This window comes from Mycobacterium sp. 852002-40037_SCH5390672 (genome assembly GCF_001665875.1).
Lineage (GTDB): Bacteria > Actinomycetota > Actinomycetes > Mycobacteriales > Mycobacteriaceae > Mycobacterium.
This window is the reverse complement of record NZ_LZTA01000001.1, coordinates 154572-177593: the sequence shown is the minus strand read 5'-3', so window position 1 is coordinate 177593 and position 23022 is coordinate 154572. Positions and strand designations below refer to the sequence as shown.

Genomic DNA, 23022 nt, shown 5'->3' with positions numbered 1-23022 from the left:
AGACGCCCCCGACATATTCCCTTCTCCGCACTTCGGGGTGCTCGGCGAAGACGGTTACCCCATCGCTCGATTATTGACCCAGCGCGTTCTGCATCGCCCCAGCTAGCACGTTCACCGCAGGCCCGGCGTTGCCGGATTGACACACTTTCGCCTGTAGCAACACGTTTTCGCGCAGCCTGGTTTGATCGAAACACCGGCGATCGGTGCCCGCCTCCTGCTTGGTCCAGTTCTCGTCCACCGGGCCGGCAGGCCCGCCGTCGAACGACCACACCTGCGTGGTGCCGTTGTCCAGGTGCATCGCGGTCGTCTGCCCCGAACAGCCGACGGTTCGATCCACCACCCGGTGATAAGCCCGGCCCGCGGCGTCATTGGTGGCGAACACCCCGACGGCCTGTTTGACCAGATGTGTCTGATCGGTGGCCGACGTCTGGGTGACGGCTCCGTTGAACGACGCCAGGTCGGGATCGTTGTACACCTCGGGCAGCCCGATGTCGGCCCAGTTGTTGCACTCCGGGAGGTCCACCCAGTCGCCTTGACCTGGCTGGGTGAACACCGACTCCCACCCCATGGGTCCCCCGACGATGTTGCCGACCGAACCCTTGCCCAGAACGGCATAGTTCACCACGCCAGGCTCCGACGGGTGCGCGGCCGCGGCCGGGATGGCGGCCGTGGCCGCGAAGGCCAAGCCGACGGCGATCGCGGCCCCGTGCAGCTGGGCAACCCGCGCAACCCGCATGGTCATGCAGCGATCATGCCAGGCCCGACAGACGTGCGGTCAGCCCCCGTTACCCCGGACGCCTTCCTCGACTTTTTTGCCCAGGTCGGCATCGACGTTGCGCCAATACTCGAACACCCGCGACAGCACCGGCTCCTTCACGCCTTGAGATACGTGGCCAATGATGTTGTGCGCCAAGCGTTCCCTGGCCGCGTCGTCGAGGACCTCGCGGACCATGGTGCCGGCCTGTCCCCAGTCGTCGTCCTCGGCGTGCAGCGTGTACGCCGAGCGGACCATGTCGCCGTCGGCGTGCCAACGCACCTCGGCGGCGCGTGCAGGGTCGGCCTGCGGGCCGCCGTAGGAATTGGGCGCATAGACGGGGTCGGAGACGTTGTTCATCCGCATGGCGCCGTCTTTGGAATAGCTGTTCACCTCGACTCTGGGGGTGTTGACCGGGATCTGCCGGTAGTTGGTGCCCAGTCGGGCGCGGTGCGCGTCGGAGTACGAGAAGCCGCGGGCCTGCAGCATTTTGTCCGGACTCAAGCCGGTGCCGGGCACGGTGTTGTTCGGCTCGAAGGCTGCCTGCTCGATCTGGGCGTGGTAGTCGGTGACGTTGCGGTTCAGCGTCATCTTGCCGACGTCGATCAACGAGTAGTCGCCGTGCGGCCACACCTTGGTCAGATCAAACGGGTTGAACCGGTAGTTCTTGGCTTCCTCATACGGCATGATCTGCATCTTCAGCGTCCAGCTGGGGTGTTCCCCACGCTCGATCGACTCGAACAGGTCCCGCTGGTGGTAGTCGCCGTCCTCGCCGGCCAACCGGTCGGCGTCCTCCTGGGTCAGGAACTCAATCCCCTGGTCGGTGATGAAGTGGTACTTCACCCAGAAGATCTCGCCAGCGGCGTTGATCCAACTGTAGGTGTGGCTGCTGTAGCCGTTCATGTTCCGCCAGGTCTTGGGAATTCCCCGATCGCCCATCAACCAGGTCACCTGATGCGCCGATTCCGGGGAGAGGCTCCAGAAGTCCCACTGCATGTTGTGGTCGCGCACATTGCTTGCCTGCAAACGCTTCTGGGACCGGATGAAGTGCTGGAACTTCAACGGGTCACGCATGAAGAAGACCGGAGTGTTGTTGCCGACGAGGTCGAAATTGCCTTCGGTGGTATAGAACTTCAGCGCAAAGCCACGCGGATCCCGCCAGGTGTCTGGGCTTCCGCGCTCGCCGGCGACGGTGGAAAACCGGGCGAGCATGTCGGTTTTGGTGCCGGGCTGGAACACCGCGGCTCTGGTGTACTTGCTGACGTCGTTGGTCACCTCGAAATGACCAAACGCGCCACCACCTTTGGCGTGCGGCTGGCGCTCCGGGATGCGCTCCCGGTTGAACATCGCCATCTGTTCGATCAGGTAGTGGTCCTGCAGCAGAATCGGGCCGTCCGGGCCGATCGTCAGCGACTCATCGTCACTCGGCGCAGCGATACCGGCGTCATTAGTCGTGAAACGCTCCGTCATAAGCTCTCTACTCCTCACCGGGCTGAAGGCCGCAGCACCCGAGATCGCACACCGCCGTACCGAAACTGCTTAACGATCAAGCATTTTCGGTACGGCAGTGAGCGCCCCGAATTTCCGGCCTGCAATCGAGTATTCCCCTTATCTTGAACTGGTCAAGAAATGCGGGCAACACCCATCGGTTGCCCACTACGGGTTATTACCCATTCCGGCCGTGCCTTAAGGGCGTGGCTGTCAGGGGCGCGGTGGCGGTCCGCCAGGGCCGCCCGGGCCGCTGGGGGGCATCGGAACGATCAGTCCCGGACCGCTGGGCCCATTCCCCCAGGGCCCGTTGTCGGGTCCCTGGCCACCGGGTCCGCCGTACCACGGTCCGTAGCCGCCGTACTGCCCAGGCCCGTTACCCGGACCGGGGCCGCCGGGGCCTCCCCACGGTCCATTGCCGGGTCCGGGGCCGCCGGGGCCGCCCGGGTGGAACATGCCGTGGTGATGGTGGCAGTGGTGCTGGCTCTTCCAGATGAAGGCGCCGACAAAGAACACCGATGAGAGGATGAACACGATGCCGGCGACGATCACCACCCAGGCCGCCGCCGTGTAGAGGCGGGGCGGCTTGACCCGTTCCGGGGGTGGTGGTGGCGGCGTAGTGACTGGTGCGGCTGGGGTCGACTCAGCGTGAGGTTCGGGTGTCTCGGTCATGCCATGCCATATTGCCGCGCGCACCCCTGTCCCCAACAGGGGCCAGCGACAAAATTGTGGTGAATCGAGATGCGGCGGTTAGGTGCCGGTTACCCCAAAAGACAGGTGGCCCGGCGCTCGCGTGGAGCGCCGGACCACTGGTTGATGACGATTTTCAGTTGGTGAGCACGATGACGCTCGGGGCGTGTCCCAGCGCGCCGTGCGCGGTGGCCGCGGAGTGGAAGACCGACGGCGGGAGCTGGCCCGGGGCCATCCCACTCGGACGCACGCTCGACGGAGCCGGAGGAGCGGTAGTGGCGCCCGGTCCGTTCTGGCCGCCCTGTCCGCCCTGTCCGCCCGGTGCGCCCGGGCCGCCGAAGTTGCCGGGGCCGCCCGGACCGCGGTGATGTACCATCGCGTGGTGGTGCTTGTGGTGGTGGTGTCCGTGATGGCCGCCGCGGTGGCCCAGGATGAAGCCGGTGAAGAAGATGACCGCGACGATGAACACGATGCCGGCGACGATGGCGACCCACGCGGCGAGTTGGAAGACCCGCGAGGTCCGGTAGGTCGCCGCCGCTTCGGCGGCGACCGGTGCAGTTGCGGTGGAGTGCCGCACAGTGGGGGTTTCAGATGTTTCACTCATGAGACAAATGATGAAGCCGTTAACAGTAGTGGCGGCTATGCGCTACTTATGTAGCAGCTGTGAACTAAAGCCCCCGGTCAGGGGGCATATCGCACCGACTAGCCCCCGGGGATCGCCAGAGGAATCAATGGCTCATGAGCGCCGCGTGCCAGCCGGAGACGAGTGCGCGGTCGGCCAGGGCACCGATTGCCGGTGCCAACAGCCGCGCGCACTCGGGCGTCAGATGAAATTCGGGTCGACGAAAGCCGACTTTACGGCCGCAGCGGGTTGACCGCGAACTGTATCACCCGGTACGGCGCGGCCACCCGTGCGCGGGTGTCCCACTGGCTCACGAAGATTCGCAGCTCGTCGAGCGTTGAACCGGGCGAGATGTAGCCGCCGTAGGGTTGCGCAAGCCGGTTGTCGTAGGGCGGCGGCAGGCTTTCGGCCGGCTCCGGCCACTCGTCGTGCTGCACCACCGTGGTGACCGGCGCGTCGCCCAGCATCGTCGGGTCGTCGGCCACCCGAACCTCCATGTTGCCGGTGGCGGCGTTGAAATAGGACAGCACCGCCTTGCCGTCGATCTGCCGGATGCACATCTCGCCCACCGCGTCCGGCCACAGCGGCGTCGGCGGCTTACCCCAGCCGCCTTGCGGACCGGCCGCCCAACCCTGCCACCGCGACCGGTCGCCAAACGTTTGGGGTGTGACCCGGTAGAGAAACACGGGGTCTCTGCGGGTGAAACTGTCGGCGACGATGTACACCCATCCGCTGGCGGAATCCGGGGTGGGAATTGGGTCGTAGTAGCCGCTGATCTGCGTCTGCGAGCCGCCCTGATATGAGGCGGGCCGTTTCGATCCCGGGATCGTCTGCCAGCCCGCGCGCGCCGGTTCGGCGGTCACCAGCCGGGAGGTCTGGGGCTCGAGGTTTTTGGTCGTCGTCACCATCAGGTAGTTGCGGCGGTTGATCTGCACCACCCCGGCGGGTAGCTGCGAGGCTCCCGGTGGCGCGGGGTCGGCGAGCAGCGGATTGCTGATCCCGGTGACCCCGATGTAGCGCACGCCGCCGGGGTCGTCGACCGACGAGGTGTCGACGCGCAACGCGACCGGGGCGTACCAACCGCCAAACCCGACCCCTTGGCCGGCGAAGCTGTCGCCGCAAACTTGGAGCAATTCGGCGGGGAACTCGACGAACTCACACAGGTCGGTCGCGCCGATGCCGTAATCCCCGGTCGGGGTGCCGGTACCGGCGGTGGGACCGATCCGCAGCACCTGACCGGGTGCCAGCGGCTGCAGGACCGGCTCGGGGACCGGCGCCGCCGGGTCGGCGTGCGCAACACTGGAAATCCATTGCGGCAGAACCACACACACCACCAACGCGGCGAACAGTGAATACCGCGCAATGAGGCGAGTGTGGGCGGTGCTCACCCGATCGTCACAGCTGAGCGGCCAGCAGCTCGGCGATCTGGATGGTGTTCAGCGCCGCCCCCTTGCGCAGGTTGTCACCGGAGATGAACAGCGCCAGGCCGCGGCCGTCGGGCACGCCGGGGTCGTGCCGTATCCGGCCGACCAGGGATTCGTCGACGCCGGCGGCCGCCAACGGGGTCGGCACGTCGACCACCTTGACGCCGGGCGCACCCTCGAGCAGCTCGCGGGCGCGCTCGGGTGACAGCGGTCGCGCGAATTCGGCGTTGATCGACAGCGAGTGCCCGGTGAAGACCGGGACCCGCACGCAGGTGCCGCTGACGGCCAGGTCGGGGATGCCGAGGATCTTGCGGCTCTCGTGGCGCAGCTTCTGGTCCTCATCGGTCTCGCCGGTGCCGTCGTCCACCAGGGAGCCGGCCAGCGGCACCACGTTGAAGGCGATCGACGCCACGTAGGTCTTGGGCGCCGGGAACTGCACCGCGTTGCCGTCATGCACCAGCTGCTCGGCGCCGTCGATGACCGCGCGCGCCTGGGTGGCCAGCTCTTCCACCCCGGCGATCCCGCTGCCGGAGACCGCCTGATAACTGGACACCACCAGCCGTTGCAGCCCGGCTTCCTCGTGCAGCACCTTGAGCACCGGCATCGCGGCCATGGTGGTGCAGTTCGGGTTGGCGATGATGCCCTTCGGCCGGTTGGCGGCATCGCGGGAGAAGTTCACCTCGGACACCACTAACGGCACGTCCGGGTCCTTGCGCCAGGCCGACGAGTTGTCGATCACCGTCACCCCGGCCGCGGCGAACCGCGGCGCCTGCACCAGCGACATCGTCTTCCCGGCGGAGAACAACGCGATGTCCAGCCCGCTCGGGTCCGCCGTCTCAGCGTCTTCGACCTCGATCTCCTGGCCGCGGAATTCCAGCTTGCGCCCCTGCGAACGCGATGACGCGAAAAACCGCACCGACCCCCCGCTACCCAGTGCCGGAAAGTCCCGCTCGTCGAGCAACCTGCGCATCACCTGGCCGACCTGGCCGGTGGCGCCCACAACTCCGATGGCAACCATTTATCTACCCGTCCCCGCATACACCGTCGCCGACTCCTTGCCGCCAAGCCCGAACGCCTCGTGCAACGCGACGACGGCCTTGTCTAGTTCGGTGTCGCGGCACAGCACCGAGATGCGGATCTCGGAGGTGGAGATGAGCTCGATGTTGACGCCCACTTCGGCCAGGGCCTCACAGAAGGTGGCGGTGACCCCGGGGTGGCTGCGCATGCCGGCCCCGATCAGCGACACCTTGCCGATGTGGTCGTCGTAGAGCAATTGGCTGAACCCGATCTCGTTCTTGAGCGCGTCCAGCTTCGCCACGGCGGTGGGCCCGCTGTCCCGCGAGCAGGTGAAGGTGATGTCGGTCTTGCCGTCCTCGATCTTGGAGACGTTCTGCAACACCATGTCGATGTTGACGTCGGCATCGGCGAGCGCCCGGAAGACCCGCGCGGCATATCCGGGGATGTCGGGAATGCCGACGACGGTCACCTTGGCCTCGCTGCGGTCGTGCGCGACTCCGGTCAGGATGGGGTCTTCCATGGCTATGTCCTTGATCGATCCGACGACGACGGTGCCGGTGTTCTCCGAATACGAGGATCGGACATGCACCGGAATGTTGTAGCGGCGCGCGTATTCCACGCAGCGCAACATCAGAACTTTGGCGCCGCAAGCCGCCATTTCGAGCATCTCTTCGAAGGTGACCGTGTCCAGCTTGCGGGCGTTGTGCACGATCCTCGGGTCGGCGCTGAAGATGCCGTCGACGTCGGTGTAGATCTCGCAGACGTCGGCGCGAAGCGCCGCGGCCAGGGCCACCGCCGTGGTGTCCGAACCCCCGCGGCCCAGGGTGGTCACGTCCCGGGTGTCCTGGCTGACACCCTGGAATCCGGCCACCAGCACGATGCGCCCTTCGTCGAGCGCGGTCTGCAGCCGTCCCGGCGTGACGTCGATGATCTTGGCGTTGCCGTGCGTGCCGGTGGTGATCACCCCGGCCTGCGACCCGGTGAACGAGCGAGCCTGCGCACCCAGCGATTCGATCGCCATCGCGACCAGGGCATTGGAGATTCGCTCACCGGCGGTCAGCAGCATGTCGAGTTCCCGTGGCGGCGGGGCCGGGCACACCTGTTGGGCCAGATCCATCAAGTCGTCGGTGGTGTCGCCCATCGCGGAGACGACGACGACGACATCGTTCCCCTGCTTCTTGGTAGCGACGATGCGCTCGGCCACCCGCCGGATCCGATCGGCGTTCGCCACGGAGGATCCGCCGTACTTCTGCACGACGAGCGCCACGTTCTTCCTGCCTCTCCGGCCCTGGGCATTGAAAGTTTCGGGGATAAGTCCACAACAGAATACGTGCCACCGCATGGTGATTTACGTCGCGATACCGGCTACCGCGGCCTGCGGTTTCGCTGCGACCGCGGCGCAATTTTCACCCAAGCGCTAATCGCGGTAAAGTTCAGGACGTGCAGCGGGTGCTCCTCCTCGGACGCCGCGACGGGGTCTGATCCAGACCGGCTTCCCGTCGCGGGTGTTCGCGATGCGCCGGTCTGAAGTTCCCCTTCTGATATCCCCGGAGCAACTACCGTGACGTCCAACCCCGACGCATTCAGCTCGACACGAACCATCGTCAAGCCCGCGGGCCCACCCTCGCCCGGGCAACCCGCATGGAACCCGCAGCGGGGTTCCTCGATGCCGGTCACTCGGTACCGGCCCTTCGCCGAAGAGGTCGAGCCCATCCGGGTACCCGACCGCAGCTGGCCAGACCAGGTGATCACCAGCGCGCCGCTGTGGTGCGCGGTGGACCTGCGCGACGGCAACCAGGCGCTGATCGACCCCATGAGCCCGGCGCGCAAGCGCCGCATGTTCGATCTGCTGGTTCGTATGGGCTACAAGGAAATCGAAGTGGGATTCCCCTCGGCCAGCCAAACCGACTTCGACTTCGTCCGTGAGATCATCACCGACGGCGCCATCCCCGACGATGTCACCATCCAGGTGCTGACCCAATGCCGGCCGGAACTGATCGAGCGCACCTTCGAGGCGTGCCACGGCGCGCCGCAGGCCATCGTGCATTTCTACAACTCGACGTCAATCCTGCAGCGCCGCGTCGTTTTTCGCGCCGACCGCGCCGCGGTGCAGGCCATCGCGACCGAAGGCGCCCGCAAGTGCGTCGAGGAGGCCGCCAAGCATCCGGGCACGCGGTGGCGGTTCGAGTATTCGCCGGAGTCCTACACCGGCACCGAGCTGGAGTACGCAAGACAGGTGTGCGACGCGGTCGGCGAAATCATCGCGCCGACGCCGGACAACCCGATCATCTTCAACCTGCCCGCCACAGTGGAAATGGCAACCCCCAACGTCTACGCCGACTCGATCGAGTGGATGAGCCGCAACCTGGCCAACCGGGAATCGGTCATCCTGAGCCTGCATCCGCACAACGACCGTGGAACCGCCGTCGCCGCAGCGGAATTGGGCTACCAGGCCGGCGCCGACCGCATCGAGGGATGTCTGTTCGGCAATGGCGAGCGCACCGGCAACGTCTGTCTGGTGACGCTGGGCCTGAACCTGTTCTCCCGCGGCGTGGACCCTCAGATCGACTTCTCCAACATCGACGAGATCCGCCGCACGGTGGAGTACTGCAACCAGCTGCCGGTGCACGAGCGTCACCCCTACGGCGGGGACCTGGTCTACACCGCGTTCTCCGGCAGCCATCAGGACGCCATCAACAAAGGCCTGGACCAGATGAAGATCGACGCGGACGCCGCGGACACCGACGTCGAGGACATGCTCTGGCAGGTGCCCTATCTGCCGATCGACCCCAAGGACGTCGGACGTACCTACGAGGCGGTGATCCGGGTCAACTCGCAGTCCGGCAAGGGCGGGGTGGCCTACATCATGAAGTCCGATCACGGCCTGGCGCTGCCGCGACGGCTGCAGATCGAGTTCTCCCAGGTGGTGCAGAAGATCAGTGAAGGGGAAGGCGGGGAGGTCAGCCCGAAGGAGATGTGGGACGCCTTCGCCGAGGAGTATCTGGCCCCGGTCCTGCCGCTGGAGCGGATGAAACAGCGGGTCGACGCGTCGGAGGAAGACAGCGGCGTCACCCGCATCACCGCGACGGTCAAGATCAACGGGGTGGAGACCGAGATCAGTGGGGAGGGCAACGGCCCACTGGCCGCGTTCGTCCACGCGCTGGGAGACGTCGGCTTCGACGTCTCCGTTCTGGACTACTCCGAGCACGCGATGAGCGCGGGTGACGACGCTCAGGCCGCGGCCTACGTGGAGGCTTCGGTGTCGATCGCGAGCGCGGCGCAGCCGGGCGAAGCGGGTCGGCACCCATCAGGCCCGGTGTCGATCGCGAGCGCGGCGCAGCCGGGCGAAGCGGGTCGGCACCCATCAGGCCCGGTGGACGGTCGCACGGTGTGGGGGGTGGGCATCGCGCCGTCGATCACCTCCGCGTCGCTGCGTGCGGTCGTGTCGGCGGTCAACCGCGCCGCCCGCGGCTGACCAGAACAGCGCTAAAACGGGACTCGCCGCCACGACGTCGCCGTGGCGGAGAGTCCCGTTGAATCGCCCTAGAAGCTAAACGGCGAGCAACCGCTCGAAGAACTCGCGGTAGTGCATCAGGGCCACGCGAAGATCTTCGGTGGATACTTTTTCGCCGCGGCCGCGATCAGAATCCATTCCCGAACGGGCATTTTCGCGCTCCTCTCATACCCGGGGCCGCGTCGACGCAAACGTCTTCGACGTGTGACACCCAGCGTGGCGCCGCGGCAGCCTGTCTCAGAAGTAGTGCCGTCGGCCGCCGACCGCCCGCCCGGTGCTTCCCAGGACCGCCAGGATTGCTCCGATCACAACGAGGATGATCCCGAGGGTCCACAGGATTGACATCTTGAGTAGAAATCCCGCGATCAACAGGACGATGCCGAGAATGATCATGGTGCGCCTTCCCCTTGAATTGCCTGACTGAATGGTTCGGCCGGTTGCCCGACGCTGACCTCAGTCGACCACCCTTAAGGGGGGTACCAACACACCCTTAGGTAGGTAATCTTGTCGGCATGCCGCCCGAGTCGCGATCCCGTGCGCCGATCACCGTCGCGCTCGTCGACGACTACGATGTCGTCGTCAAGGGCGTAGCCAACATGTTGGACCCGTACCGTGACCGCGTCGTCATCGCAGAACTCGACTCCACCATGCCCGTCGATGACGCGGTGGACATCGTGCTGTATGACTCATTCGCCCAACCCGAATCCGATCACGAAGAGATCGGAATTCTGGTTGCCAACCCTCGAGCGCGCCGAGTCGTCGTATATACGTGGAACTTTCACCCCGATCTCATCGACAGCGCACGGCAGCACGGCGCGCAAGGCTATCTCTCGAAGACCCTTCCGGCCCGCGAGCTGGTTGCCGCTTTAGAGGCCGTGCATTCCGGTGAAGTGGTCATCAGCCCGGTGGCCGGCCGGGCGCGCAGCGCGCCCGGGCTGGACTGGCCGGGTCGCGGCGAAGGACTCAGCGATCGCGAAGCGGAGATCCTGGCGCTGATCACCCAGGGCAAGAGCAACGCGGACGTGGCGCGGTTGACCTACCTGAGTCCCAACACCGTGAAGTCCTACATCCGGACGATCTATCGCAAGCTCGACCTCGGCAGTCGTACCCAGGCCGTGCTGTGGGGCGTCGAGCACGGGTTCACTCCCGACCATCACCGCATCGAACACTGGCACGGCGGCCCCTGACGGGCAAAGCAGCTGTCAGAACAGCGCGAGCTGCTGGTCCAGCGTGCTGGCGTCGGTGAATTCGTCCATGCTGGTGCCGCCGATGACGGCGGCGACGCTGCCCATGAACTGCGCGTCGGAGATCACCGGCACCCCCAACTGCCGCGCGAGGTAGCCCTTGCCCTGCAACGGGGCGGGATCGTTGCAGACCACCAGCGAGGTCTCCCGATCGACGGCGTCGCTGTAGGCCAGCCCGGCATGCAGGATCCGCTCCACGAGTTCCTCGTGGGTGCGACCCACCTCGGCGGCCAGCGCCACGCGCATGCCCTGCACCAGGGGTCGGCCGCCGACGTAGGGGCCGGGGTTGAGATACGGACAGGGCATCCGGGACGCCAGCACCTTCAGCGGTCGCAGCTCATCGTGGGTGACGCGGCCGTTCGGCCAGCGGCGCCGGCTCACCGGATGTACCGGCAACCAGATGTCGCCGTCGCGGGCGAGCTTGAGCGCCGACGCGAGCACGCCAGTCAGCACCATCGCGTCGTCGAAGGCGTCGTGCGGCCGCTCCTGAGTGACGCCCCAGTGCGCCGCGAGCGTCTCGAGCCGCAGGTTGTCGATACCCAGGTCCAACCGCCGGGCCAGCTCGACGGTGCACATGACGCTGTCGACGGGCAGTTCGGTCTCGGCCAGCTCGGCTTCGGCGGCAAGGAACGCGTAGTCGAACGCCACGTTGTGGGCCACCAACGTGCGGCCGCGCAGCACTGCGGCCACGTCGCCGACGATGTCGGCGAACTGTGGCTGGTCTTCCAGCATCGCTGCGGTCAGGCCATGCACGTGGGTGGGACCCGGATCCACGCCGGGATTGAGGAGGCTGACCACCGATTGCTCGACGTTGCCGTCGGCGTCCAGGCCGAGCGCCGCGACGCTGATGATCCGCGCCTGACCCGGCCGAAACCCTGAGGTCTCGACATCGACGACGGCCCAGCCCGCGTCCGGCTCGCTGGCCGGCCGACCCCAGGACACCCCGCTCATGCACTGAGGATGGCACGGCCAACCGACATACTTGGTGTCACACAGCGCCGTGTCGGCACGAAAATCGATCCGGGCGATCCGCTGCGCCCCGCGGCAAGCGCCGCGCTTGCGACCGCCCTTAAACTCTCCGAGTGGTTACCACCCGTGCCCGTCTGGCCCTCGCCGCAGGAACGAGCGCGCGCTGGGCATCGCGGGTGACCGGACGCGGGGCCGGGGCGATGATCGGCGGCTTGATCGCGATGACGTTGGACCGCTCGGTTCTACGGCAACTCGCCTCCGGACGGCGCACCGTCATCGTCACCGGCACCAACGGCAAATCCACCACCACCCGGATGACGTCGGCCGCGCTGGCGACGCTGGGTTCGGTGGCCACCAACGCCGAGGGAGCCAACATGGACGCCGGTCTGGTCGCCGCGCTGGCCGCCCACCGCGATGCGCCGCTGGCCGCCCTGGAAGTCGACGAAATGCACGTCCCGCACGTGTCCGACGCCGTCGATCCCGGCGTCGTCGTGCTGCTCAACCTGTCGCGCGATCAACTGGACCGCGTCGGCGAGATCAACGTCATCGAGCGGACCCTGCGCGCGGGGCTGGCTCGGCACCCCAAGGCGGTCGTCGTGGCCAACTGCGACGACGTGCTGATGACGTCGGCGGCCTATGACAGCCCGAACGTGGTGTGGGTTGCCGCGGGTGGTTCGTGGTCTAACGACTCGGTCAGCTGCCCCCGCAGCGGCGAGATCATCGTCCGCGACCCGGGCCACTGGTATTCCACGGGCGCCGACTTCAAACGCCCCAGCCCGCAATGGTGGTTCGACGACAACACGCTCTACGGGCCCGAGGGGTTGGCGCTGCCGATGCGGTTGGCGCTGCCGGGAGCGGTCAACCGGGGTAACGCCGCCCAGGCCGTCGCCGCCGCGGTCGCGTTGGGCGCGGATCCCGCGGCGGCCGTCGCGGCCGTCTCGACGGTCGACGAGGTCGCGGGACGGTATCGGACCGTCCGCGTCGGTGCGCACGAGGTGCGCATCCTGCTGGCCAAGAACCCGGCCGGCTGGCAGGAGGCGCTGTCGATGGTGGACAAGCACGCCGCCGCAGTGGTCATCTCGGTCAACGGCCAGGTGCCCGACGGAGAGGACCTGTCGTGGCTGTGGGATGTGCGCTTCGAGCACTTCGAAGAAACTGAGGTCGTGGCCGCAGGCGAGCGCGGCACCGACCTGGCTGTGCGTCTCGGGTATGCGGGCGTCGAGCACACCTTGGTGCACGACACCGTCGCCGCGATCGCGTCGTGCCCGCCCGGGCGTGTCGAGGTCGTCGCCAACTACACCGCGTTCCTCCAGCTGCAGCGAGCATTGGCGCGCCATGGCTGACTCGGTGGTGCGAATCGGGCTGGTGCTGCCGGACGTGATGGGCACCTACGGCGACGGCGGCAACGCGCTGGTGTTGCGGCAACGACTCCGGCTGCGCGGCATCGGCGCCGAGATCATCGAGGTCACGCTGGCCGACCCGGTGCCCGAGTCGTTGGATCTCTACACGCTCGGCGGGGCCGAGGATTACGCGCAGCGCCTGGCCACCCGGCACCTGATCAAGTACCCGGGCCTGCAGCGCGCCGCGGATCGGGGCGCTCCGGTGCTGGCGATCTGCGCGGCCGTTCAGGTGCTCGGGCACTGGTATGAAACGTCGGCCGGGGAGCGCGTCGAGGGCGTCGGCATGCTGGACGCGACGACGTCACCACAAGAGGCCCGCACCATCGGCGAGCTGGCAACCACGCCGCTGCTGGCAGGCTTGACCGAGCGTCTCACCGGTTTCGAGAACCACCGCGGCGGCACCGTGCTGGGACCGGCGGCGTCGCCCCTGGGCGCAGTGGCCAAGGGCGCGGGCAACCGGCGCGGCGACGGCTTCGACGGTGCGGTGCAGGGCAGCGTGATCGCGACCTATATGCACGGACCGTGCCTGGCCCGCAACCCGCATCTCGCCGACCTCTTGCTGAGCACGGTGGTCGGTGAATTGCCGCCGCTGCCGATGCCGGAGGTGGACTTGTTGCGCCGTGAACGGCTGGCGGCGCGCTGACCAGGGAGGACAGGATGATGGCGATCAAGCGGAGACTGGCCGCCGCACTGCTCGGTGCGATTGCGGGCATCGGGCCGTCCATTCCTGCCCATGCCGTCCCAGAGGTTCTGAACGGCCGATACATCGTGTCCTATCCGGATAACGGCAAGACAACCGCCTGGCTTTTCGTCCCCTGCGGATCGGACTGCACGTTGGCGACTTCACAGGGCGGCGGGGCGTTCGTCACCAGCTGGGAGTTTCACCTCGCCAACGGGCGCTGGACCTACAACGGTCCGGCCCAGGCGCCATGTCCGAACGGCGCACCGGCCCCGGTGACCGTCAACTACAGCTTCGACGCCGTGTCGCTCGCCGGCGAAGGCCAGACGACGACGACCGACGCGTGCGGCGGAGAGCCAGGCCAGACCTTTTCGAGGTCATTCCAGTTGACCAAGGACAGCTGAGTAGCCCTCAGACCATGGCCCGGCGCCCGGCGAGCGCGCGACCGAGCGTCAATTCGTCGGCGAACTCCAGGTCACCACCCATCGGCAGCCCCGACGCGATCCGCGTCACGATCAGGCCGGGGATGTCGCGCAGCATCCGCACCAGGTAGGTGGCCGTCGCCTCGCCTTCGGTGTTCGGATCGGTGGCGATGATCACCTCGGTGATGTCGACGTCGTCCACCCGCTCCCCGATCCTGCTCAACAGTTCGCGGATCCGCAGCTGCTCGGGGCCCACACCGGACAACGGATCGAGCGCACCGCCCAGAACGTGGTAGCGGCCGCGGAATTCGCGGGTGCGCTCGACGGCCTGGATGTCCTTGGGTTCCTCGACGACGCACACCTGCGAGCCGTCCCGGCGGGGATCCGAGCAGATCCGGCAACGCTCGTTGTCGGAGACGTTGCCGCACACCGCACAGAACCGCACGCCGTCGCGGACCTTCGCCAGCACCGCGGTCAGCCGATCGATATCCGGCGGTTCCACCGATAACAGGTGGAAGGCGATGCGCTGGGCGCTCTTGGGCCCAATGCCCGGCAGCTTGCCGAGCTCGTCGATCAAATCCTGGACGGGTCCTTCGAACATGTCGGTCGCGGAATCTACAGCCCCGGCGCCGGCGCGGGCGGTTGTCCCGGCGGCGGGCCGAAGCCGCCCGCCAGCGACCCCAGCCGCTCCTGAGCCATCCGGGTGACCTGCTTGGAAGCGTCACCCATGGCGCCGACGATCAGGTCCTGCAAGGTCTCAATGTCCGATGGGTCGACGACGGACGGATCGATCTTCACCGCGACCACCTCACCGCTGCCCTTGACGACGACCGTGACCAGGCCCCCACCGGCCTGACCATGCACCTCGGCGTTCGCCAGTTGTTGCTGGGCTTCCATGAGCTTCTGCTGCATCTGCTGCGCTTGGGCCAGCAGCGCCGACATGTCGCCTCCGGGTTGCATGACAATCCCCTCGCATCTTGGTCTCGAGTTGGTTTCGCTCGTGAGTCTCCGGCGATTCGAAACACCCAGCGTAGACCGCCCGGCGTTAGCTTTGCGCCGTGGACCTACGACTGAGCAAGCGTGTCGGCGTCAGGACGACCATCTGCATGATCGTCGCTGCGTCGGCCATCATCATGCCGACCGCGACGGCGGTCCCGTCCAACATCGCCGGCATGGTGGTGTTCATCGATCCGGGCCACAACGGCTCCAACGACGGGTCCATCAACCGTCAGGTGCCCACCGGCCGCGGCGGCACCAAGGACTGCCAGACCAGCGGGACCGCGACCAACACCGGTTTCCAGGAACACACCTTCACCTGGGACACCGCGCTGCGGGTGCGCGCCGAGTTGAGCGCCCTGGGGGTACGGACCGCCCTGTCCCGCGCCAACGACAGCGGCCTGGGGCCCTGTGTCGACGAGCGCGCCAACGCGGCCAACGCGCTGCATCCCAACGCGGTGCTGAGCATCCACGCCGACGGCGGCCCGCCCTCCGGCCGGGGGTTCCACGTCAACTACTCGGCCCCGCCGCTCAACCAGGTGCAGGCTGGGCCGTCGGTGCAGTACGCGCGGATCATGCGCGACCAGATGCAGGCCTCGGGGATCCCGCCGGCCAACTACATCGGGCAGAACGGTCTTTACGGCCGCTCGGATCTGACCGGCCTGAACCTGGCGCAGTACCCGTCGATCCTGGTCGAGTGCGGCAACATGAAGAACCCCGCGGACTCGGCGCTGATGGAGTCCGCCGAGGGCCGGCAGAAATATGCCGACGCACTGGTCCGCGGACTCGCGGGCTTCCTGGCCTCACAGGGCCAGGCGCGCTGAGCCCGACTGCCTGGCGCCGGTCGGCTCAGCTCTCTAGTTCGTTCTTCAGGTTGGCCAGCACCTCGCCCTGAATCCTCTTCAGCCCCAACGGCGCAAAGGTCTTTTCGAAGAACCCCTTCACCCCGCCGGCGCCGGTCCAGGTGGTCTTCACGGTGACGCTGGAGCCGGGTCCGGCCGGAGCCACCGTCCAGTTGATGACCATGGACGAGTTCGTGTCCTTCTCGATGACGGTGTGGCCGGCCACGTCGACGTTGACCTGCACGTCGCGCACGCGTGACTTGGTGGCCTGCAGCTTCCACTTGGCGACCGTGCCCGGACCCTGTCCACCCTGCAGCACCTGGTAGTCGCTGTACTGCGGGGACAGAATTTTCGGGCGGACCGTCTGATAGTCCGCGACGGCGGCAAGGGTTGCCGCGGGCTCCGCGTTGACCAAGATGGTGCTCTCTGCGCTCACCTGTCCCAAGGCGACCCCTCCTCATGATGATTTCCCCGGTGCCGTCGCTCGCGGCGGGTGCACGGGCTGTTGTCGAAGACTAGGGTATATGTGGTGCCTGTCCTTGGATCTGCACTCTGCGCCCACAAGTCTGGCGTTGACCGGATGATGGCAAGCTATCGATCCATCCCGGCAACGTCAGCCGTCCGGCTCGCCAAGCCGACGTCAAACCTGTTCCGCGCCCGCACCAAACGCGATGCGCCCGGCCTGGACACGTCCGGGCTGACCGGCGTTCTGAGCGTCGATCCCGAAACCCGCACCGCCGACGTGGCCGGCATGTGCACATACGCGGACCTGGTCGCCGCGACGCTGCCGTATGGTCTTTCGCCGCTGGTCGTCCCGCAGCTGAAGACCATCACCCTCGGCGGCGCGGTCAGCGGACTGGGCATCGAGTCCTCGTCATTCCGCAACGGACTGCCGCATGAATCGGTGCTGGAGATGGACATCCTCACCGGCGCTGGCGATTTGCTCACCACCTCGCCCACCCAGCACCCCGACCTGTTCCGCGCATTCCCGAATTCCTATGGAACGCTTGGGTATTCGACGCGGCTTCGGATCGAGCTGGAACCCATCGCGCCGTTCGTGGCGTTGCGGCACATCCGGTTCCGCTCGCTGCCGGAGCTGGTCGCGGCGATGGAACGCATCATCGACACCGGCGGGCAGGGCGGGACGCCGGTCGACTATCTCGACGGAGTGGTCTTCAGCGCCGATGAAAGCTACCTGTGCGTGGGCCGACGAACCACCACGCCCGGCCCGGTCAGCGACTACACGGGACGCAACATCTACTACCAGTCCATCCGGCACGGCGCCGCGGGCCCGGAAACCATGACAGAAGCCACCAAGGATGACCGGCTGACCATGAACGACTACTTCTGGCGCTGGGACACCGATTGGTTCTGGTGCTCACGGGCCTTCGGCGCGCAGGACCCGCGGCTGCGACGCTGGTGGCCGCGCCGCTACCGGCGCAGCAGCGTCTACTCGAAGCTGATCTCCATGGACCGCCGCTTCGGCCTGTCCGACCGCATCGAGGCGCGCAGTATCCGGTCGCCCAGCCGCCCGCTACGTGAACGGGTGGTGCAAGACGTCGAGGTGCCCGTCGAACGGACCTGCGACTTCCTGGAATGGTTCCTGGACACCGTGCCCATCACGCCAATCTGGTTGTGTCCGTTGCGTCTGCGCGACCACGACGGCTGGCCGCTGTACCCGATGCGGCCGGATCACACCTACGTCAATATCGGCTTCTGGTCGTCGGTGCCGGCCGGGGCCACCGAGGGCGCCACCAACCGGATGATCGAAGCCAAGGTGGACGAGCTCGACGGCCACAAGTCGCTGTATTCCGACTCCTTCTACTCCCGCGAGGACTTCGACGAGTTGTACGGCGGCGAGGCCTACAACACCGTCAAGAAAACCTATGACCCCGATTCTCGTTTGCTCGACCTCTACGCAAAGGCGGTACAACGGCGATGACGACGACGAAAGAGCCCCACCGCTCGCCGACGGGCAAACTCAGCATGGCCGAGATCCTGGAGGTCTTCGCCGCGACCGGGCGACATCCGCTGAAGTTCACCGCCTATGACGGCAGCACCGCCGGAAGCGAAGACGCCGAACTGGGTCTGGATCTCCGGACTCCCCGGGGGGCCACCTACCTGGCCACCGCGCCCGGCGAACTCGGCCTGGCCCGTGCCTACGTGGCGGGTGACCTGCAGGCATACGGCGTTCATCCGGGTGATCCGTACCAGTTGCTCAAGACGCTGACCGACCGGGTGCAATTCAAGCGACCACCGGCACGGGTGCTGGCCAACGTCGTCCGTTCGATGGGTTTCGAGAAGCTGTTGCCGGTCGCGCCGCCACCGCAGGAAACCCCGCCACGGTGGCGCCGGGTCACCGACGGGCTGATGCACACCAAGAGCCGCGACGCCGAGGCCATCCACCACCACTACGACGTCTCCAACACCTTCTACGAACTCGTGTTGGGTCCGTCGATGACCTACACCTGCGCGGTTTATCCCGATGCCGATGCGACGCTGGAAGATGCTCAGCAGAACAAGTACCGGCTGATTTTTGAAAAGTTGCGGCTACAGCCGGGCGACCGGCTGCTCGACGTCGGCTGCGGCTGGGGCGGCATGGTGCGCTACGCGGCGCGCCGCGGCGTCCGAGCGATCGGCGCCACCTTGTCGGCCGAGCAGGCCAAGTGGGCGCAGCAGGCGATCGCCGAGGAAGGGCTCGCCGAACTGGCCGAAGTGCGGCATACCGACTACCGCGACGTGAGCGAAGCGCAGTTCGACGCCGTGTCGTCGATCGGGCTGACCGAACACATCGGCGTCAAGAACTACCCGGCCTACTTCGGGTTCCTGAAGTCGAAGCTGCGCACCGGCGGTCTGCTGCTCAACCACTGCATCACCCGCCACGACAACACCTCGACCTCGTTCGCCGGCGGGTTCACCGATCGCTACGTCTTCCCGGACGGGGAGCTGACCGGCTCGGGCCGCATCACCAGCGAGATCCAGGACGCCGGCTTCGAGGTGCTGCATGCGGAGAACTTCCGCCATCACTACGCGATGACGCTGCGCGACTGGTGCCACAATCTGGTCGAGCATTGGGACGTGGCGGTTGCCGAGGTCGGCTTGCCGACCGCCAAGGTGTGGGGCCTGTACATGGCGGCATCCCGGGTGGCCTTCGAGCAGAACAACCTTCAGCTCCATCACGTGCTGGCAGCCAATACCGACGCGTGGGGCGCCGACGACCTGCCGCTGCGGCCGTGGTGGACGGCTTGACGCGCTCGCCGGGCCTAGCCGTTGTCGATGCGTCGGGCGCCCAGCTCGTTTTGTAGCAGTTCCAGCGCGACCTCTTCGGGGTCGCGGCGCGGCGCCGAGGGCTCGTCGCGGACCGCTTCGGCGAGCATGTGTTCCTCTTCGTCGCGCCGCGCGGAATCCACGTCGGGAGCGGGCACGTCGGGGACCGCGGGGGCGGCTCCCCCGCCGGCGGCAGGGGCGGTCGCGGCCGACGCCGCTGCTCCGGCCTCACACCGCACCCGCCAGTTGACCCCGAGCGCGTCTTTGAGCGCTTCGGCGATGACGTCGGCGTTGCGCTGTTCGCAGAGCCTCTTGGCCAGCGGCGCAGATTCATGGCTCAGCACCAGCGTGTTGCCTTCGAGGGCCCGGACGGTCGCACCGGCCAGCATCACCTCGGTGGTGCGGCTGCGCTGACGAACTTTGTCGCGCACCGTCGGCCACATGCTGCGCACCGCGGCGGCGTTGAGTTCACCTGGCGCAGAAGCTGTTTCGGCCACGGGCGCGGACGCCGCTGCCGGTTCGGGCGCGGATGCCGCGGCCGGGGCAGGCACCGGCTCGGGGACCGGAGCCGGTTTGGCCTCAGGCTTGGGTTCGGTTTTAGCTTCGGGCTTGGCGGTGGCCGCCGCGGAGGGCCGGGTGAACCGGGCGGCCTGCTCACGTTCGGCCGGGGCCGGGGCGCCGCGGGGCGCCGCGGTGGTGACCTCGGAGCCGGGAATGGACATGTCCAGTCGGGTCTCGATGCGCTCGACGCGTTGCAGCAGCGCCGACTCGGTGTCGCTGGCCGACGGCAGCAACAGTCGTGCACACACAACCTCGAGCAGCAGTCGCGGCGCCGTGGCACCGCGCATCTCCCCCAGACCGGCCTGCACCACCTCGGCGTAGCGGGTCAGGGTTGCCGGGCCGATCCGGGTCGCCTGATCACGCATCCGTTCCAGCACGTCCTCCGGTGCGTCCACCACCCCGCGGTTGGCCGCATCCGGAACGGCTTGCAGCAAAATCAGGTCGCGAAACCGTTCGAGCAGGTCGGTGGCGAAACGCCGTGGGTCATGGCCGGCATCGATCACCGACTCCACCGCACCGAACAGCGCCGCAGCGTCGGCGGCGGCAAGCGCGTCCACGGCGTCGTCGATCAGCGCCATGTCGGTGGCCCCCAGCAGACCCAGTGCCCGCTGGTAGGTCACGTGGGCGCCTTCGGCGCCGGCCACCAACTGATCCAGCACCGACAAGGTGTCACGAGGCGAGCCACCCCCGGCCCGGATCACCAGCGGGTAGACGGCGTCGTCGACGGCGACGCCCTCCTGCTCGCAGATCCGCCCGATCAACGCCCGCATGGTCTTCGGCGGCAACAGCCGGAACGGGTAGTGATGGGTGCGTGACCGAATCGTCGGCAGCACCTTCTCCGGTTCGGTGGTGGCGAAGATGAAGATGAGGTGCTCGGGGGGCTCCTCCACGATTTTGAGCAGCGCGTTGAACCCCGCCGTGGTCACCATGTGCGCCTCGTCGACGATGAACACCCGGTAGCGCGACTGGGCCGGCGCATAGAACGCGCGGTCGCGCAGCTCGCGGGTGTCGTCCACGCCGCCGTGGCTGGCGGCGTCGAGCTCGACCACGTCGATGCTGCCGGGAGCGTTGGGCGCCAGCGCCTGGCATGAGTCGCAGACCCCGCACGGAGTGGCCGTCGGGCCCTGAACGCAGTTCAGGGAGCGGGCCAGAATGCGCGCCGAGGACGTCTTCCCGCAGCCGCGCGGACCCGAGAACAAATACGCGTGGTTGATCCGGCCGGCTTCCAGGGCGATCGACAGCGGTTCGGTGACGTGCTCCTGCCCCACCACTTCGGCGAAGGTTGCCGGTCGGTACTTGCGGTAGAGGGCCACGGTCAGCAGGCTACCGGCGCACGCTGACGACGATGCGGGCACCGCAGGGCCCGCTGAGAAGGCGGACGGTCGACACGCTGACGATGCCGACCCGTCAGTTCACACTCGACGCGGACGACGCCAGCAGCGACTCCGACGCCGCCAGCAACGCGCAGGTCGCCAGGCCGTCGACGGCCTCGCGCAGGTCCGGCAGCGACGGGAAGGTGGGCGCGATCCGGATGTTGGTGTCCTTCGGATCCTTCCGGTACGGGAAGGACGCACCCGCCTCGGTCACCGCGATACCGGCGGCCTTGGCCAGCGCGACGGTTCGCTTGGCCGTGCCGGGCAGCACGTCGAGGCTGATGAAGTAGCCGCCCTTGGGGTCGGTCCACGACGCGATCTTGGAGTCGCTGAGCCGCTGATCCAGGATCTCGGCGGCCAGGGCGAACTTCGGCGCCAGGATCTGCTGGTGACGCAGCATGTGCAGACGCACCCCGTCGGCGTCGCGGAAGAAGCGCAGGTGCCGCAGCTGGTTGATCTTGTCGGGTCCGATCGACTTCTTCGCGGCGTATTGCAGGTACCACGCGATGTTGCCCAGCGATCCGCCCAGAAAGCTCACGCCGGCGCCGGCGAAGGTGATCTTGGAGGTGGACGCGAACACGTAGGGACGATGGGGGTTGCCCGCCGCGGCCGCCAGCCCGAGCACGTCGACCTGCCGGATGAAGTCGTGCGTCAGGGTGTGCACCGCATAGGCGTTGTCCCAGAACAGCCGGAAGTCAGGAGCCGCGGTCCGCATCTGGACGAGCCGCAGGACCGTGTCCCAGGAGTAGGTGACCCCGGTCGGGTTGCCGAACACCGGCACGGTCCACATTCCCTTGATGGCCGGGTCGACGGCGACCAGCTCTTCGATCAGGTCGACATCCGGCCCGTCGGACAGCACCGGGACGGGGATCATCTCGATGCCCATCGTCTCGGTGATGTTGAAGTGCCGGTCGTAGCCCGGGACCGGGCAGAGGAACTTGATGCTCGGTTCGTCTTTCCAGGGCCGCTGCGAGTCCACGCCGCCGTACAACATCGAGAAGGCGACAAGGTCGTGCATCAGCTCCAGGCTGGAGTTGTTGCCCGCGATCAGGTTCTGCACCGGGATGCCGAGCAGCTCCCCGAAGATGGCCCGGAGCTCGGGCAGGCCGTGCAGTCCGCCGTAGTTGCGGGTGTCGGTGCCCTCACTGTCGCGGTAGTCGTCCCCGGGCATGCTCAACAGCTGGTTGGACAGGTCAAGCTGGGCCGGAGCCGGTTTGCCGCGGGTCAGGTCCAGGGCGAGGTTTTTGGCCTGCAGATCCGCGTAATCCTGCTGGTGGCGAGCGTTCGCAGCCGCGAGCTCGGCCGGGGTGAGGGACTCCAGCGACACCATGAACCCTTTCGATATCGAAGGCGGTGGCTTCGGGGTGATGCGCAGCCCCGACTTCAGTGGCGATCGCAAGCGCGGCGGAGCCGGGCGAAGCGGGTCGCCGCTCATCAAGACTAGTGGCGATCGCAAGCGCGGCGAAGCCGGGCGAAGCGGGTCGCCGCTCATTTGCGTAGGGGACCCCGCGCACCCGACAGAGCCCATTGACCCTTGCTGCCTTCCGGCCCTGGGGGAGTTCACAGGATAGACGCCGCGCGGGGTCCAGCGATGAGTCTAGTACCTGCCCCGGAGTCGACGACGAGCAACTGGCGGGGCCGATCTGGACCTCGGCTACCATGGCCACGGAGGATTCGCCTAGTGGCCTATGGCGCTCGCCTGGAACGCGGGTTGGGTTAATAGCCCTCGCGGGTTCAAATCCCGCATCCTCCGCCATTGG

General features: G+C 67.2%; 22 protein-coding genes, 1 tRNA gene and 1 other RNA gene. 9 read left to right on the top strand and 15 right to left on the bottom strand.

Features of this window, described 5'->3' with window-relative positions:
- Nucleotides 1-70: 70 nt before the first annotated feature.
- The 7 genes from A5782_RS00835 to A5782_RS00810 all read right to left on the bottom strand — a co-directional run bounded on the left by A5782_RS00835 (nt 71) and on the right by A5782_RS00810 (nt 7262).
- Entirely contained in the window at nt 71-742 is a 672-nt protein-coding gene (locus A5782_RS00835; RefSeq protein ID WP_067093695.1) for a sensor domain-containing protein, read from the bottom strand.
- Nucleotides 743-775: 33 nt separating this feature from the next.
- Entirely contained in the window at nt 776-2224 is a 1449-nt protein-coding gene (locus tag A5782_RS00830) for a catalase (protein WP_067093692.1), read from the bottom strand.
- A gap of 231 nt (nt 2225-2455) precedes the next feature.
- Nucleotides 2456-2914, bottom strand: coding sequence for a hypothetical protein (locus tag A5782_RS25060; protein ID WP_082942725.1), 459 nt, complete (start codon nt 2912-2914; stop codon nt 2456-2458).
- A gap of 154 nt (nt 2915-3068) precedes the next feature.
- On the bottom strand, nt 3069-3509 hold the full coding sequence (locus tag A5782_RS00825; protein WP_197694064.1) for a hypothetical protein: 441 nt from the start codon (nt 3507-3509) through the stop codon (nt 3069-3071).
- A gap of 278 nt (nt 3510-3787) precedes the next feature.
- Nucleotides 3788-4942 carry a DUF4185 domain-containing protein gene (locus A5782_RS00820; RefSeq protein WP_067093687.1) on the bottom strand — a complete coding sequence of 385 codons (1155 nt, stop codon included), beginning with the start codon at nt 4940-4942 and terminating at the stop codon, nt 3788-3790.
- Nucleotides 4943-4949: 7 nt separating this feature from the next.
- Entirely contained in the window at nt 4950-5996 is a 1047-nt protein-coding gene (locus tag A5782_RS00815; protein WP_067093684.1) for an aspartate-semialdehyde dehydrogenase, read from the bottom strand.
- Entirely contained in the window at nt 5997-7262 is a 1266-nt protein-coding gene (locus A5782_RS00810) for an aspartate kinase (RefSeq protein ID WP_067093681.1), read from the bottom strand.
- Nucleotides 7263-7538: 276 nt separating this feature from the next.
- Here A5782_RS00810 and leuA point away from each other — a divergent pair, with 276 nt between their 5' ends.
- Nucleotides 7539-9470, top strand: coding sequence for a 2-isopropylmalate synthase (gene leuA / locus A5782_RS00805; RefSeq protein ID WP_156623741.1), 1932 nt, complete (start codon nt 7539-7541; stop codon nt 9468-9470).
- 276 nt (nt 9471-9746) lie between these two features.
- Here the strand turns inward: leuA and A5782_RS26390 are convergent, their stop codons facing one another.
- Complete coding sequence (locus A5782_RS26390) at nt 9747-9902, bottom strand: DUF6131 family protein (RefSeq protein ID WP_165827896.1); 156 nt, start codon at nt 9900-9902, stop codon at nt 9747-9749.
- Nucleotides 9903-10021: 119 nt separating this feature from the next.
- Between A5782_RS26390 and A5782_RS00800 the strand changes: the two genes are divergently transcribed.
- A complete protein-coding gene (locus A5782_RS00800) occupies nt 10022-10696 on the top strand; it encodes a response regulator transcription factor (RefSeq protein ID WP_067093676.1) in 675 nt (224 codons plus the stop codon).
- A gap of 15 nt (nt 10697-10711) precedes the next feature.
- Here the strand turns inward: A5782_RS00800 and A5782_RS00795 are convergent, their stop codons facing one another.
- On the bottom strand, nt 10712-11704 hold the full coding sequence (locus tag A5782_RS00795; protein WP_067093673.1) for a DEDDh family exonuclease: 993 nt from the start codon (nt 11702-11704) through the stop codon (nt 10712-10714).
- A gap of 131 nt (nt 11705-11835) precedes the next feature.
- On the opposite strand from A5782_RS00795, the gene A5782_RS00790 reads away from it, so the two are divergent.
- Genes A5782_RS00790 through A5782_RS00780 form a run of 3 tightly spaced genes read left to right on the top strand, consistent with a single transcriptional unit; the run spans nt 11836 to nt 14205 of the window.
- Nucleotides 11836-13065 (top strand): Mur ligase family protein, encoded by a 1230-nt coding sequence (locus A5782_RS00790; protein WP_067093671.1) that lies wholly within the window; start codon nt 11836-11838, stop codon nt 13063-13065.
- A 4-nt stretch (nt 13066-13069) separates the two neighbouring features.
- Complete coding sequence (locus tag A5782_RS00785; RefSeq protein ID WP_156623747.1) at nt 13070-13765, top strand: type 1 glutamine amidotransferase; 696 nt, start codon at nt 13070-13072, stop codon at nt 13763-13765.
- A gap of 17 nt (nt 13766-13782) precedes the next feature.
- Nucleotides 13783-14205: a hypothetical protein gene (locus A5782_RS00780; RefSeq protein ID WP_231986557.1), complete on the top strand. Its 423-nt coding sequence runs from the start codon at nt 13783-13785 to the stop codon at nt 14203-14205.
- Nucleotides 14206-14212: 7 nt separating this feature from the next.
- Here the strand turns inward: A5782_RS00780 and recR are convergent, their stop codons facing one another.
- Both recR and A5782_RS00770 read right to left on the bottom strand, forming a co-directional pair.
- Nucleotides 14213-14824, bottom strand: coding sequence for a recombination mediator RecR (gene recR, locus A5782_RS00775; protein ID WP_067093662.1), 612 nt, complete (start codon nt 14822-14824; stop codon nt 14213-14215).
- A gap of 14 nt (nt 14825-14838) precedes the next feature.
- Nucleotides 14839-15183 carry a YbaB/EbfC family nucleoid-associated protein gene (locus A5782_RS00770; RefSeq protein ID WP_067093660.1) on the bottom strand — a complete coding sequence of 115 codons (345 nt, stop codon included), beginning with the start codon at nt 15181-15183 and terminating at the stop codon, nt 14839-14841.
- A gap of 98 nt (nt 15184-15281) precedes the next feature.
- On the opposite strand from A5782_RS00770, the gene A5782_RS00765 reads away from it, so the two are divergent.
- Complete coding sequence (locus A5782_RS00765; protein WP_082942724.1) at nt 15282-16043, top strand: Rv3717 family N-acetylmuramoyl-L-alanine amidase; 762 nt, start codon at nt 15282-15284, stop codon at nt 16041-16043.
- Nucleotides 16044-16068: 25 nt separating this feature from the next.
- Here the strand turns inward: A5782_RS00765 and A5782_RS00760 are convergent, their stop codons facing one another.
- Nucleotides 16069-16506 (bottom strand): SRPBCC family protein, encoded by a 438-nt coding sequence (locus A5782_RS00760; RefSeq protein WP_067093654.1) that lies wholly within the window; start codon nt 16504-16506, stop codon nt 16069-16071.
- An 81-nt stretch (nt 16507-16587) separates the two neighbouring features.
- Here A5782_RS00760 and A5782_RS00755 point away from each other — a divergent pair, with 81 nt between their 5' ends.
- Both A5782_RS00755 and A5782_RS00750 read left to right on the top strand, forming a co-directional pair.
- Nucleotides 16588-18003 carry an FAD-binding oxidoreductase gene (locus tag A5782_RS00755; protein WP_067093652.1) on the top strand — a complete coding sequence of 472 codons (1416 nt, stop codon included), beginning with the start codon at nt 16588-16590 and terminating at the stop codon, nt 18001-18003.
- The gene (locus tag A5782_RS00750) at nt 18000-19310 is read left to right on the top strand and encodes a class I SAM-dependent methyltransferase (RefSeq protein ID WP_197694059.1); all 1311 of its coding nucleotides are present in this window, start codon (nt 18000-18002) and stop codon (nt 19308-19310) included. Before A5782_RS00755 ends, A5782_RS00750 begins: the two co-directional genes overlap by 4 nt.
- 14 nt (nt 19311-19324) lie before the next feature.
- On the opposite strand, the gene A5782_RS00745 is transcribed toward A5782_RS00750, so the two are convergent.
- The 3 genes from A5782_RS00745 to ffs form a co-directional block, all read right to left on the bottom strand.
- Nucleotides 19325-21202, bottom strand: a complete 1878-nt coding sequence (locus A5782_RS00745; protein ID WP_067093852.1) for a DNA polymerase III subunits gamma/tau — start codon at nt 21200-21202, stop codon at nt 19325-19327.
- Nucleotides 21203-21296: 94 nt separating this feature from the next.
- Nucleotides 21297-22589 (bottom strand): aminotransferase class I/II-fold pyridoxal phosphate-dependent enzyme, encoded by a 1293-nt coding sequence (locus tag A5782_RS00740; protein WP_156623746.1) that lies wholly within the window; start codon nt 22587-22589, stop codon nt 21297-21299.
- A 168-nt stretch (nt 22590-22757) separates the two neighbouring features.
- Nucleotides 22758-22852, bottom strand: an RNA gene (gene ffs / locus A5782_RS00735) — signal recognition particle sRNA small type.
- Nucleotides 22853-22929: 77 nt separating this feature from the next.
- Between ffs and A5782_RS00730 the strand changes: the two genes are divergently transcribed.
- Nucleotides 22930-23018, top strand: a tRNA-Ser gene (locus tag A5782_RS00730).
- The last annotated feature ends 4 nt before the right edge of the window (nt 23019-23022 follow it).